The sequence below is a fragment of the Gordonia sp. p3-SID1431 genome (assembly GCF_025143765.1).
GTDB lineage: Bacteria > Actinomycetota > Actinomycetes > Mycobacteriales > Mycobacteriaceae > Gordonia > Gordonia hongkongensis.
Genome location: NZ_JAMBDT010000121.1, coordinates 1 through 13,226 on the forward strand (window position 1 = coordinate 1; position 13,226 = coordinate 13,226).

The window sequence follows — 13,226 nt, forward strand, 5'->3', positions numbered from 1 at the left end:
TCGTAGTCTGCTCGAGACTAGGTGTTCTGATACTTCCCACCGATGGTGTTGCGCACCACGATCGGGGTGTTGCGGGGAACGTTGTCGTAGACCCACTTGGCGTGATCGTTGGTGACGTTGATGCAGCCGTGGCTCACGTTGCTGCGACCCTGCTGATTGACCGACCAGGGGGCGCCGTGGATGAAGATGCCGTCCCACGACATCCGGGTCGCGTACTCGACGTAGGTGCGGTAGCCCTCGGCGGAGTCGACCGGGACGCCGTACGTGGACGAGTCCATGTACATGTCGCGGTACTTCTCCTTGGTGTAGTACACGCCGTTCGAGGTGGGGTTCTTGTCCGAACCCATCGAGATCGGCATCGTCCGGACGACCTTGCCGTTGTGCCACCAGGTGATGGTGTGGGTGTTGTCGTCGGCCAGGGCGATGTAACCGGTCTCGGTCTTGACGTTCGGGATGACCGGCCCGGCCGGCTTCTCCTCGGTCGTCGACGGCGGCGGCTGCGGAGCTTCGGGGGTGGTCGGCGCCGGCGGGGTCGGCAGACCGGGGACCGCGGGGATCTCGACCGGCGGCAGGCCGGGGATCACGGTGACCGGGACGGCGTTGGCGACGCCGGGAAGTGCGAGGGTCATGGCCAGGACGCCGAAGACGACAGCCGCGAGTCGTCGAGCCGAACGGCGGCGCGAGGCGCGCGGGGTCGGCAGGTGAGAGTTCAACACAGGTCGTACCTTCGGTTCGATGGTTCGTTCGCGCATCGGCCTGAGCGCGGAACCATCGTTACACAACCGTTGCCTTGGGTCCAAGGAGCGGGTCACGCCGAATGACGCCGCCATCGCGAACCCTCAGTACGACGTGGCAAAACCCGAGGTAGCGTCGTTGTCGACACCGCGTGTGACGGTCGTCACATTCGAGGTCGCGCATACGCAGCGGGTTCCGGCGTGGACTCATTGTGGCCGCTGGACCCTCGTATGCAACAGGATCGTTTGTCCCACTGGGGACTGCTCGTTCGGGGCGCCGTGTTCCCGCTCAGGCGGGTTGTGGATGTTCGGTGCGAAGGTGTTGCGCAGGTTGCGAACACGCCTCGTCCCGACAGACGAGCATCACGTCGACGCGACCGATGCCGGCCTCGGACTCGGTCACGTCTCGGCGGACGTACAGGGGTGCGCCGCAGGATCCGCACCGGCGTTGGGTTTTCGTGTGGCTGGAGGACATGGGTCAACGGTACGCCAGGTGTGGCGTGGATCACAGGACGAGTCCGGACCGGCGGGATGTGGTCCGGTTGGGTGACTTGGGCGGGGATCTGTGACATCGCCGACCCGAATCGCATGTGGTTCGCAGACAGCGGAGGAACGTGAGGGAAACGCCAGGCCAGTTCGCGCCCTGCCCACCACCGATCGTCTCGACCGGCCCCGGCGATTCGTCGGCACCCGGGCACCCGGAGGAGGAGGCGACTCCCGAGATCGTCTACGAGTACGCGCCCCTGCCGTTGCCGTGGAACAAGCCGCCGGAGCCGCCCAACTAGGCGCACGGAGTAGCCCGGACCGACGAAAAAGGCTCGGAGACAGTGTCTCCGAGCCGGTGGAGCGGGTGACGGGAATCGAACCCGCGTAGCTAGTTTGGAAGACTAGGGCTCTACCATTGAGCTACACCCGCGTTGCTCGCGGTGACCGTCGAGATCCCGGCGTCGCGTGCGATGAGTGACTGTACCGGCAGCGGCGCCGGAACCGAAATCGGGGTGGATGCGACGAGGTGGCATCCGACGGACGACCATCGGTTCCGGCGTCGCCGCGGCACCCGTGCGCGGGCCCGGCCGCGGTGGCACGTACTATCTCTTGTTGGCCCTGATGCGCGGTCGCCCTCCGGGGTTCCCTCGCGTGTTCGGACCCCGGGATGTGGCGCAGCTTGGTAGCGCATCCGCTTTGGGAGCGGAGGGTCGCAGGTTCAAATCCTGTCATCCCGACTTGATCGATGTGGCCCGACCGGTCACCCGGTGCACGGCCCGCGAACGACCGAACTTCCACCACCGTAGATATAAGGAGTATTCAGGCGTGAAGAGCACTGTCGAGCAACTCACCCCGACCCGGGTCAAGCTCAACGTCGAGGTCCCGTTCGAGGAGCTGTCGGCAGACTTCGACCGGGCCTACCGGTCGTTGGCCCAGCAGATCCGGATCCCCGGATTCCGTCCGGGCAAGGCGCCCGCGAAGCTGATCGAGGCCCGTGTCGGCCGCGATTCGATTCTCGCGCAGGTCGTGAACGACGCCATCCCGGCCAAGTACTCCGAGGCCGTCGCCGAGACCGAGACCAAGGCCATCGGCCAGCCCGAGATCGACCTGTCCGAGCTGAAGTACGGCGAGTCGGTCACCTTCACGGCCGAGGTCGACGTCCGTCCCGAGATCACCCTGCCCGACTACTCGACCCTGTCGGTCGAGGTCGACGCGATCGAGGTCGACGAGGCGGCGGTCGACGAGCAGCTCGAAGGCCTGCGCGCCCGCTTCGGCACCCTCAAGGGCGTCGAGCGCGGCGTGGAGAACGGCGACTTCGTGTCGATCGACCTGGCCGCGACCGTCGACGGCGAGGCCGTCGAGGAGGCCACCACGGAGGGGCTGTCCCATGAGGTCGGCTCCGGCCAGCTCATCGACGGACTCGACGAGGCGCTCATCGGCCTGAAGGCCGGCGAGGACAAAGAGTTCACGACCAAGCTCGTCGCCGGCGATCACGCGGGCGAGGAGGCCCTCGTGAAGGTGACCGTGCAGTCGGTCAAGGAGCGCGAGCTGCCCGAGGTCGACGATGAGTTCGCCCAGATGGCCAGCGAGTTCGACACCGTCGAGGAGCTGCGCGCCAGCCTCGCCGAGCGGGTCGAGCAGTCCGCGAAGCTGGAGCAGGCCAACAAGATCCGCGACGCGGTGCTCGACAAGCTCCTCGAGACCGTCGAGATCCCGCTGCCGGAGAAGGTCGTCGACGAAGAGGTCGAGGGTCAGCAGCACCAGGTCATCCACGCGCTCGGACACGACGACGAGCAGGTCGCCAAATTCCTCGAGGCGCAGGGTAAGACCCGCGAGGAGTGGGATGCCGAGTCCCGTGCTGAGGCGGAGAAGTCGGTCAAGCAGCAGCTGCTGCTCGACGCGATCGCCGATCAGCAGGACACCGAGGTCAGCCAGGACGAGCTGACCCAGCAGATCATCTTCACCGCCCAGCGCTACGGCATGCAGCCGCAGGAGTTCATCCAGCAGCTGACGCAGGCCAACCAGGTCGGTGCGGTCTACGCCGACGTCCGGCGCGGCAAGTCGCTGGCGAGCATCGTCGGCGACGTGACCGTCACCGACACCAAGGGCGCCACCGTCGACACCGCCGAGTACTTCGGCGGCAATGACGACGCCGACGAGTCCGCTGCGGACGAGTCCGACTCCGACAACTGATCGGGCTCCCGCGGTCCAGCACAGCCCGCACGTTTCCTCCGCGATCGCCGGTCCTCGAAGTACGAGGGCCGGCGATCGCCGTCGGTCCACCATCACGCACGGGCCGTTCACGGTGCCGAAGGCCGTTCTGCTCTCAGCGAAGAGGCGTGTCCTCGGGAGTGTCCGCGGGTGTCGATTGGTTAGTGTCGGTGAGGACGTCATCAGAGAAGCATTCGATGTGCGTGCGCGTCACCCGCGGGTGACGCGCAGGTCATGACAACAAGGCAAAGGTAGGAACCCGTGAGTGAGCCGACCATCCACACACCCACGATGAGTTCGGGTGTGGCTGGGTTGAACCTGACCGATTCGGTGTTCGAGCGTCTGCTGCGCGAGCGCATCATCTTCCTGGGCACCCAGGTCGACGACGACATCGCGAACCGGCTGTGCGCGCAGATCCTGCTGCTCTCGGCCGAGGACCCGCAGAAGGACATCCACCTCTACATCAATTCGCCCGGTGGGTCGGTGACCGCCGGAATGGCGATCTTCGACACCATGCAGCTCGCGGAATGCGACGTCGCGACGTACGCGATGGGTATGGCGGCGTCGATGGGGCAGTTCCTCCTCGCCGCCGGCGCCAAGGGCAAGCGACATGCACTGCCGCACGCGCGCATCATGATGCATCAGCCGTCCGCCGGCATCGGTGGTACCGCGGCCGACATCGCCATCCAGGCAGAGCAATTCGCGCTCACCAAGAAGGAGATGAACCGGCTCAACGCCGAGTTCAGCGGTCAGCCGCTCGAGAAGATCGAGGCCGACGCCGACCGCGACAAGTGGTTCACCGCGGAAGAGGCCAAGGAGTACGGCTTCGTCGACAAGGTGATCGCGCGCCCGGGTCGGTGAGACCCCGGTCCGACGACCGCTCCCGTACCCACCGCCGAGCCACCTCTACCCAATGGAGCAACAGATGACCAACTCCCTTTCCTTCGACGGCATGCCCGCCGAGGTCGCCGCCGGCATCCCCGCGTCGGCCCTCGCGCTGAAGAACATCGAAGCGCGGTACATCCTGCCGTCGTTCATCGAGCACACCCCGAACGGCCAGCGACAGTACGACCCGTACGCGAAGCTGTTCGAAGAGCGGATCGTGTTCGTCGGCACGCCGATCGACCAGGTCGTGTCCAACGACGTCATGGCGCAGCTGCTCGTCCTCGAATCGCAGGACCCCGACCGCGACATCACCATGTACATCAACTCGCCCGGTGGCAGCGTGCCCGACATGCTCGCCATCTACGACACGATGCAGTACGTGCACTGCGACATCGTGACCGTCTGCCTCGGTGAGGCGGCCTCGGCGGCGGCGATCCTCCTCGCCGGCGGAACCCCGGGCAAGCGTGCGGCGTTGCCGAACGCTACGGTCCTGATCCACCAGCCGCGCACCGGTGGCGCCTACCAGGGTCAGGTCTCCGACCTCGAGATCCAGGCCGCCGAGATCGAGCGCATCCGCGACCGCCTCGACGAGATCCTGGCCAGCCACACCGGTCAGGACAAGGAGAAGATCCGCAAGGACACCGACCGCGACAACATCCTGACCGCGGCCGCGGCCAAGGAGTACGGCATCGTCGACGAGGTCTTCGAGTACCGCAAGAAGTCGATGAAGAAGTAGTCCTGGCCAAGAAGTAGTTGTGGCAGTGCAGAAGTCCCGGTGATTTTCTGCCGCGACATTTGGCCTTATCGGTCGAAGTTCGAGCGACACGCGGGTACCGTCGGGTTACTGGGCATTCGAGTGTCGATCAAATGACCCATGCCCGGCTGCGTGCGACGCGACGGACCAGACACGACAGTCCGGCAACGAGGAAGTAGGTACAGCGCGAGATGGCACGAATCGGAGACGGCGGCGACCTGCTCAAGTGCTCTTTTTGCGGCAAGAGCCAGAAGCAGGTGAAGAAGCTCATCGCCGGCCCCGGCGTGTACATCTGCGATGAGTGCATCGACCTGTGCAACGAGATCATCGAAGAGGAACTGGCCGAGAACGGCGACGTCAAGCTCGACGAGCTGCCGAAGCCGACCGAGATCCGTGACTTCCTCGAGAAGTACGTCATCGGCCAGGACACGGCGAAGCGGACGCTCGCGGTGGCGGTCTACAACCACTACAAGCGCATCCAGGCGGGCGAGAAGAAGGACGCCCGGACGGGTGAGACCGTCGAGCTGATGAAGTCGAACATCCTGATGCTCGGCCCCACCGGATGCGGCAAGACGTACCTGGCGCAGACCCTCGCGAAGATGCTCAACGTGCCGTTCGCGATCGCCGACGCAACCGCGCTGACCGAGGCCGGATATGTCGGCGAGGACGTCGAGAACATCCTGCTCAAGCTGATCCAGGCCGCCGACTACGACGTCAAGCGTGCCGAGACCGGCATCATCTACATCGACGAGGTCGACAAGATCGCCCGCAAGAGCGAGAACCCGTCGATCACGCGCGATGTGTCCGGTGAGGGAGTCCAGCAGGCGCTGCTGAAGATCCTGGAGGGCACGCAGGCGTCGGTGCCGCCGCAGGGTGGACGCAAGCATCCGCATCAGGAGTTCATCCAGATCGACACGACGAACGTGCTGTTCATCGTGGCCGGCGCGTTCGCCGGTCTGGAGAAGATCGTGTCCGAGCGGATCGGCAAGCGCGGTCTCGGCTTCGGCAACGAAGTGGCGAGCAAGGACGAGGTGGACACCTCGGATCAGTTCGCCGACGTCATGCCGGAGGACCTGATCAAGTTCGGGCTGATCCCGGAGTTCATCGGCCGTCTGCCGGTCGTCGCGTCGGTGACGAACCTGGACAAGGACTCGCTGGTGAGCATCCTGTCGGAGCCGAAGAACGCGCTGGTGAAGCAGTACACCCGGCTGTTCGACATGGACAATGTCGAGCTGGAGTTCACCAAGGACGCCCTCGAGGCGGTCGCCGATCAGGCCATCCACCGCGGGACCGGTGCCCGCGGCCTGCGGGCCATCATGGAAGAGGTCCTGCTGCCGGTGATGTACGACATCCCGAGCCGCGACGACGTCGAGAAGGTCGTCGTGACCGGGGAGACCGTCCGCGACAACGTCCTCCCGACGATCGTGCCCCGCAAGGCTTCCAGCGACGAGCGTCGCGACAAGAGCGCCTGACGATCACGATCATCTGACGACGAGAAGCCCCGCCCGGCGCTCCGGGCGGGGCTTTCTCTTGTCCATCTCGCCCCGCGGCGGTGCCGCATCGAGCACACTGAGCGATGTGACTCAACACGGATCGGATACCTCGGTGCTCGCCGGCCTGGTGCTGGCGGGCGGACGTTCGCGACGGATGGGCAGCGACAAGGCCGCGCTCGACTGGGACGGTGAACCCATGCTCGCGCGAGTGGTGCGGGTGGTGTCCCAGCGCTGCGATCCGGTCCTGGTCGTCGCGGGCGAGACGTCTGCGGCATTCCGCGGCGTCGACGACATCCGCGACCGGGCGGCGCCGGGGATCGATTCGTCGAAGGTGCACTGGGTGACCGACGAGCAGGAGGGGACGGGTCCGCTCGGCGGGCTCGTCGCAGGCCTGTCCGCGGCGGCTGCCGCGGGTGCCGAGTTCGCGTTCGTCTGTGCCACGGACATGCCGCTGATCGCGCCGGAGCTGGTCGACGAGCTGCGGCTGGGGCTGACCGACTCGACGCAGGCGGTCATCGCCCACGACGCCCAGCGGGATCATCCGATGGCGGGGATCTACCGCACGGATGCCGCGGCGATGATCGCGGATGTCGTCGCCGGCGGTGAACGGCGCATGCTGGGCGCGATCGAGGCGCTCAACACCCATCGGGTGGGGATCTCCGATCCGGACTGGCTGGTCAACGTCAACGCGCCCGAGGACCTGCACAGACTGCGGGTCTCCGCGGGTTAGCACGAAGCGCTCGGGCGCGGACGGGTCCCGGGCGAGGTCCGGCCCGGCGAAAACATAGAATAGCGGCCGTGACATCACCCGACCAGACATCCGCGTTGCCCGAGACAGCGTCGCCCCGGACTGCCGTACCCGAGACCGGGTTGCCGAAGTCCTGGGACCCCGCTGAGCACGAGGCGTCGCTCTACCAGGGCTGGGTGGACGCCGGGTACTTCACCGCGGACGCGGCGAGTGACAAGCCGCCGTTCTCCATCGTGATCCCGCCGCCGAATGTCAACGGCTCGCTGCACATGGGCCACGCCTACGAGCACGTCCTGATGGACGCGCTCTCGCGTCGTCGTCGGATGCAGGGCTACGAGGTGCTGTGGCTCCCCGGCATGGACCACGCGGCGATCGCGATGCAGACGATGGTCGAGCGCAAGCTCGCCGCCGAGGGCAAGACGCGCGACGACCTCGGCCGGGAGGCGTTCATCGACCGGGTGTGGGCCGAGAAGGCCGAGATCAGCGGCAACATCGGCGAGCAGATGCGCCGGCTCGGCGACAGTGTCGACTGGTCGCGCGAACGCTTCACGATGGACGAGGGTCTGTCGCGCGCAGTGCACACGGTCTTCAAGAAGATGTTCGACGACGGGCTGATCTATCAGGCCGAGCGCCTCGTCAACTGGTCGCCGGTCCTCAAGACCGCCGTCAGCGACATCGAGGTGAGTTACGCCGACGTCGAGGGCGAACTCGTCAGCTTCCGTTACGGGTCACTCGACGACACCGAGCCTCACATCGTCGTCGCGACGACCCGACTCGAGACGATGCTCGGCGACACCGCGATCGCGGTGCACCCCGACGACGAACGGTATGCCCACCTGGTCGGCACCGCACTGCCGCACCCTTTTGTCGACCGGATGATCCCGATCGTCGCCGATGATTACGTCGACCCCGAATTCGGTAGTGGCGCAGTCAAGATCACGCCGGCACACGACCCCAACGACTTCGCGCTCGGTCAGCGGCACAACCTGCCGATGCCGACGATCATGGACGAATCGGCCCGGATCGCCGACACCGGAACCGAATTCGACGGCATGGACCGCTTCGAGGCGCGCGTCAAGGTGCGCGAGGCGCTGGCCGAACAGGGCCGGATCGTGAAAGAGGTGCGTCCGTACCTGCACAGCGTCGGGCATTCGGAGCGCACCGGCGAGCCGATCGAACCGCGCCTGTCGATGCAGTGGTGGGTGGCGGTCTCCACGCTGGCCGCGGCGGCCGGCGACGCGGTGCGGGACGGGTCCACGGTGATCCACCCGAAGTCGATGGAGCCGCGCTGGTTCAGCTGGGTCGACGACATGCACGACTGGTGTATCTCGCGTCAGCTGTGGTGGGGTCACCGCATCCCGATCTGGTACGGACCCGACGGCGAGGTGGTGTGCGTCGGACCCGACGAGCAGGCCCCCGAGGGCTACGTCCAGGAGACCGACGTCCTCGACACCTGGTTCTCCTCCGGGCTGTGGCCGTTCTCCACGATGGGCTGGCCCGATCAGACCGCGGATCTCGAGAAGTTCTATCCCACCTCGGTTCTCGTCACGGGGTACGACATCCTGTTCTTCTGGGTGGCCCGCATGATGATGTTCGGCACCTACGTGGGCAAGGATCTGGGTCCGGGCAACGAGATCCCGTTCCACAACCTGTTCCTGCACGGCCTGGTGCGCGACGAGCACGGCCGCAAGATGTCGAAGTCGAAGGGCAACGGCATCGACCCGCTCGACTGGGTGGAGCGCTTCGGTGCCGACGCCCTGCGCTTCACGCTCGCCCGCGGGGCCAATCCAGGCTCGGACATCTCGGTCGGTGAGGACCACGCCCAGTCCTCGCGCAACTTCGCGACGAAGCTCTACAACGCCACCAAGTTCGCGTTGATGAACGGCGCGAAGGTCGGGGAGCTTCCCGACGCCGAGACGCTGACCGACGCCGACCGGTGGATCCTCGGCCGGCTCGACGAGGTGCTCGCCGAGATCGACGCCGGGTTCGAGTCCTACGAGTTCTCGAAGGCATGCGAGGCGCTCTACCACTTCGCGTGGGACGAGGTCTGCGACTGGTACCTCGAACTCGCGAAGGTGCAGTTCGCCGAGAACGACGAGAATCGTTCGGAAGCAACGTCGCTCGTGCTGGGCGCGGTACTCGAACCATTGCTGCGCGCGCTGTCGCCGGTGATGCCGTTCGTCACCGAGGTGCTGTGGAAGGCGCTCACCGGGGGTGAATCGCTCGTGGTGGCCCCCTGGCCGACCACTTCCGGGCGCGATTGGTCGTCGGATTCGGCCGCCCGCGTGGACGATCTGCAGCGACTGATCACCGAGGTGCGGCGTTTCCGCAGCGATCAGGGCCTCCGTCCGGGCCAGCGCGTCGCCGTGCAGTTCGACGGACTCGGCGAAGCCGGGCTCGAACACTTGCTGCCGTACGTGACCTCCCTTGCGCGCCTGGACCCGGCCGGTCCCGACTTCGGCGCGACCGCGACCATCGAGGTCCGCCTGAGCGTGGCCACCGTGGTCGTCGCGATCGACACCTCGGGCACCGTCGACGTCGAAGCCGAACGCAAGCGGCTCGCCAAGGACCTGGCGGTGGCCGAGAAGGAACTGTCGACGACCTCGGCGAAACTGGGCAACGAACAGTTCCTGTCCAAGGCGCCCGACCACGTGGTCGCCAAGATCCGGGACCGTCAGCGGATCGCGACCGAAGAGGTCGAACGGTTGAACGCGAAGCTGGCGAGTCTGGCCGGCGCGTGAGCGACGACACCGGTTTCCCCGAAGAGGATCCAGCCGTCCTGGGAATGGATGCGGCAGGCGACCCCCTGGGTCTCTCGGCGATCCTGGGGGAGGACGAACCCGATCCGGACGCCGAGCCGGCGCGGCTGCGCGTCACTGACAGCGCCGACGATCTCGCCGAACTCGCCGAGGTCGAGGCCGAGCTCGACACCCGGTGGCCCGAGACCAAGATCGAGCCGTCGCTGACCCGCATCGCGACGCTCATGGATCTGCTCGGATCCCCCCAGCACGGATACCCCGCGATCCACATCGCCGGGACGAACGGCAAGACGTCGGTCACCAGGATGGTCGACGCGTTGCTGTCCGCGCTGCACCGGCGCACGGGCCGGATCACGAGTCCGCACCTGCAGCGCGTCACCGAGCGGATCTCGGTCGACGGCAAGCCGATTCCGGCACGCACCTACATCGACACCTATCGGGAACTCGAGCCGTACATCACCATGGTCGACGATTCGTCGACAGCGGCGGGTGGACCCCGGATGAGCAAGTTCGAGGTGCTGACCGCGATGGCGTATGCGGTCTTCGCCGAGGCGCCGGTGGACGTCGCCGTCGTCGAGACGGGCATGGGCGGTCGATGGGACGCGACCAACGTCATCGACGGCACGGTCTCGGTCATCACACCGATCGCGATGGACCACGCGGACTATCTCGGCGACACCCTGACCGCCATCGCGGGGGAGAAGGCCGGCATCATCAAGCCCGCCGAACCCGATGCGGCCGGCACCGTCGATCCCGTCACGGTGATCGCCGAACAGAGCCCCGAGGTGATGGACGTCCTGCTGCGCGCGGCCGTCGATGCGGGCACCATCGTCGCCCGCCAGGGATCGGAGTTCGCGGTCCTCGACTCGGTCATCGCCGTCGGTGGGCAGATGCTCACCATCCAGGGCCTCGGCGGTGTCTACGACGAGATCTTCGTGCCGCTGCACGGTGCACATCAGGCGGCCAACGCGGCGCTGGCGCTCGCGGCGGTGGAGGCGTTCTTCGGTGCGGGCGCCGATCGTCAGCTCGACATCGACGCGGTGCGTACGGGTTTCGCGTCCGTCGCCAACCCCGGACGGCTCGAGCGACTGCGCAGCGCCCCGACGGTGTTCGCCGACGCGGCGCACAATCCCCACGGAGCCGCGGCGCTGGCGCAGGCGCTGGCCGAGGAGTTCGACTTCCGTCGACTCGTCGGCGTCATCGGCGTGCTGGGTGACAAGGACGCCCGCGGAGTCCTCGAAGCCCTCGAGCCGGTGCTCGACGCGGTCGTCGTCACCGACAACGGGTCGCCACGGGCCCTGGAGCCCGAGACGCTCGCGGAGTACGCGCGGGAGGTGTTCGGCGAGGACCGCGTGGTCGTCAAACCCTTCCTGCCCGACGCCGTCGAGGAGGCCATCGCACTGGCCGAGGAAGCCGACGGCGAACGCGTGTCCGGTGCGGGCGTGGTCATCACCGGGTCCGTCGTGACCGCCGGTGCCGCGCGAACACTCTTCGGTAAGGAACCCTCATGACCCGGTACACCCCACCCACGAACGATCCGTGGAAGGGGCTCCGCGGCGTGATGGCCGGCACGATGATCCTGGAGGTCATCGTCGTGATCCTGGCGTTCCCTATCGTGTGGCGCCTCGGCGACGGGCTGACCTGGTTGTCCGGCGGATACCTCACGCTCGTCGTCATCGCGATGATCCTGGCCGCCGGGATGCAGGGCCGGCCGTACGCGATCAACCTCGATCTCGGCCTGCAGGTCGTCCTGATCATCGGGGGGCTCTTCCACTGGTCGATCGCGGTGGTGGGAGTCGTCTTCGGGTCGGTCTGGCTGTACATCCGCTACATCAAGGCCGACGTCGAGAAACGGGTCGAACGCGGGATGCTGCCCGGCCAGGAGCCGATCGAGTAATCGGTCCGGCGGCCACGGCCGTCTCGCCGCCGGCTGTCCGACCAGCGGTGTTCTCGTTGCTCAGGGCGGGGTTTGGTGGCCGCAAGACCTGTGGCCGGACCGTTATCGCCGAACCCGGGCGGCCAGGTGGGCTTGCTGTAACAATGGCCCATGCCGCGGGGGCCGACAAGTCGATCCTCGCAGCTTGTCGAACCCCTTCTCGAGACACCCGATGTGAGGACATACGTGCAGTTCCAGCTCTTCCGGACCACCTCCGCCCGAACCCGACGCCCCGTGCTCCCCGTCGTCGTCCTCGCGGGCGCGGCGCTCGCACTGACCGTCCCGGCCACGGCGGCGGCCGAACCGGAGCAGGACCAGGCACCCATCGGGATCGCGAACCTCATACCCGCCGCGGACGCACCTGTTCCCGTCGGTCCGGGGGAGTACAGCTATGTCGCCACCCACGAGATCACCCAGCGTGCCGCGACCATGAAGGCGCCCGAGGCCATCGCCAGCCTCCCGGTGCCCGCCCAGTACCGGCCCGCGAATCTCGGTCTGGCGCAACAGTTCGATCTCGCGCTCGCCGGCGCGCTCGCCTCGCCCGGCGGCTGTCTGCAGGTGGTCGTCGATCCGCGCTCGCGAACCGGCAGCCTTTTCGACTACGGCTTCTTCCCGGTCGCCGGCGAGTACTGCTCCTGACCGGTACGTGACCGTAGCCGGTCGATAGGGTGTCAGTCGTGACTGAACGCACTCTCGTACTCATCAAGCCGGACGGCGTCGAACGCAACCTCGTCGGCGACATCATCAGCCGTATCGAGCGCAAGGGCTTGACCCTGGTGGCTCTCGAACTCAAGACCGCGAGCGACGAGGTCGCTCGGGGGCACTACGCCGAGCACGAGGGCAAGCCGTTCCACCCCTCGCTGCTCGAGTTCATCACGTCCGGTCCGCTGGTCGCGGCCGTTCTCGAGGGGCCCCGCGCGGTGGCGGCGTTTCGCCAGATCGCCGGCGGTACCGACCCGGTCGAGAAGGCCGTGCCCGGAACGATCCGTGCCGACTTCGCGCTCGACACCCAGTACAACCTGGTCCACGGGTCCGATTCGCCCGAATCGGCACAGCGCGAGATCGCTCTCTGGTTCCCCGGACTCGAGGGCTGAACGCGAGCGCCTCGGCTCGACGCGCAACGTCAAACGCTCATCCTTTGCGGTCATCCGACCGCGGTGTGGGATACTTGCACAGTTATCGCCGACACACTTTGTCGACGACGACCGGATGACGCGCCC

At 66.9% G+C, this 13,226-nt stretch carries 13 protein-coding genes and 2 tRNA genes; 12 read left to right on the top strand and 3 right to left on the bottom strand.

All coding sequences use genetic code 11. The features are described from left to right. Window positions 1-17: 17 nt before the first annotated feature. Complete coding sequence (locus M4D77_RS21195) at window positions 18-752, bottom strand: L,D-transpeptidase (protein WP_240198622.1); 735 nt, start codon at window positions 750-752, stop codon at window positions 18-20. Window positions 753-1,023: 271 nt separating this feature from the next. Next, window positions 1,024-1,209 (bottom strand): hypothetical protein, encoded by a 186-nt coding sequence (locus M4D77_RS23815; protein WP_058250048.1) that lies wholly within the window; start codon window positions 1,207-1,209, stop codon window positions 1,024-1,026. A gap of 139 nt (window positions 1,210-1,348) precedes the next feature. Here M4D77_RS23815 and M4D77_RS21200 point away from each other — a divergent pair, with 139 nt between their 5' ends. Then, a complete protein-coding gene (locus M4D77_RS21200; RefSeq protein WP_175401035.1) occupies window positions 1,349-1,519 on the top strand; it encodes a hypothetical protein in 171 nt (56 codons plus the stop codon). Window positions 1,520-1,576: 57 nt separating this feature from the next. Here M4D77_RS21200 and M4D77_RS21205 read toward each other — a convergent pair. Then, window positions 1,577-1,650, bottom strand: a tRNA-Gly gene (locus M4D77_RS21205). Window positions 1,651-1,883: 233 nt separating this feature from the next. Between M4D77_RS21205 and M4D77_RS21210 the strand changes: the two genes are divergently transcribed. The 11 genes from M4D77_RS21210 to ndk all read left to right on the top strand — a co-directional run bounded on the left by M4D77_RS21210 (window position 1,884) and on the right by ndk (window position 13,100). Next, window positions 1,884-1,957: transfer RNA gene (locus M4D77_RS21210), tRNA-Pro, on the top strand. A gap of 88 nt (window positions 1,958-2,045) precedes the next feature. Next, window positions 2,046-3,413, top strand: coding sequence for a trigger factor (gene tig, locus M4D77_RS21215; RefSeq protein ID WP_068972583.1), 1,368 nt, complete (start codon window positions 2,046-2,048; stop codon window positions 3,411-3,413). A gap of 279 nt (window positions 3,414-3,692) precedes the next feature. After that, the gene (locus tag M4D77_RS21220) at window positions 3,693-4,292 is read left to right on the top strand and encodes an ATP-dependent Clp protease proteolytic subunit (RefSeq protein ID WP_078113597.1); all 600 of its coding nucleotides are present in this window, start codon (window positions 3,693-3,695) and stop codon (window positions 4,290-4,292) included. A gap of 64 nt (window positions 4,293-4,356) precedes the next feature. After that, entirely contained in the window at window positions 4,357-5,052 is a 696-nt protein-coding gene (locus M4D77_RS21225; RefSeq protein ID WP_058250292.1) for an ATP-dependent Clp protease proteolytic subunit, read from the top strand. Window positions 5,053-5,261: 209 nt separating this feature from the next. After that, the gene (clpX, locus tag M4D77_RS21230; protein ID WP_058250051.1) at window positions 5,262-6,542 is read left to right on the top strand and encodes an ATP-dependent Clp protease ATP-binding subunit ClpX; all 1,281 of its coding nucleotides are present in this window, start codon (window positions 5,262-5,264) and stop codon (window positions 6,540-6,542) included. 175 nt (window positions 6,543-6,717) lie between these two features. Then, window positions 6,718-7,293, top strand: coding sequence for a molybdenum cofactor guanylyltransferase (locus M4D77_RS21235; RefSeq protein ID WP_249356193.1), 576 nt, complete (start codon window positions 6,718-6,720; stop codon window positions 7,291-7,293). Window positions 7,294-7,388: 95 nt separating this feature from the next. After that, complete coding sequence (locus tag M4D77_RS21240) at window positions 7,389-10,052, top strand: valine--tRNA ligase (RefSeq protein WP_259937310.1); 2,664 nt, start codon at window positions 7,389-7,391, stop codon at window positions 10,050-10,052. Next, window positions 10,049-11,581, top strand: a complete 1,533-nt coding sequence (locus M4D77_RS21245) for a folylpolyglutamate synthase/dihydrofolate synthase family protein (RefSeq protein ID WP_068972581.1) — start codon at window positions 10,049-10,051, stop codon at window positions 11,579-11,581. The genes M4D77_RS21240 and M4D77_RS21245 overlap by 4 nt, the downstream gene beginning before the upstream one ends. Beyond that, window positions 11,578-11,967 carry a DUF4233 domain-containing protein gene (locus M4D77_RS21250; RefSeq protein WP_058250055.1) on the top strand — a complete coding sequence of 130 codons (390 nt, stop codon included), beginning with the start codon at window positions 11,578-11,580 and terminating at the stop codon, window positions 11,965-11,967. The genes M4D77_RS21245 and M4D77_RS21250 overlap by 4 nt, the downstream gene beginning before the upstream one ends. Window positions 11,968-12,192: 225 nt before the next feature. Beyond that, a complete protein-coding gene (locus tag M4D77_RS21255; RefSeq protein WP_065629007.1) occupies window positions 12,193-12,645 on the top strand; it encodes a hypothetical protein in 453 nt (150 codons plus the stop codon). 38 nt (window positions 12,646-12,683) lie between these two features. Next, entirely contained in the window at window positions 12,684-13,100 is a 417-nt protein-coding gene (gene ndk, locus M4D77_RS21260) for a nucleoside-diphosphate kinase (protein ID WP_058250057.1), read from the top strand. Window positions 13,101-13,226 lie beyond the last annotated feature (126 nt).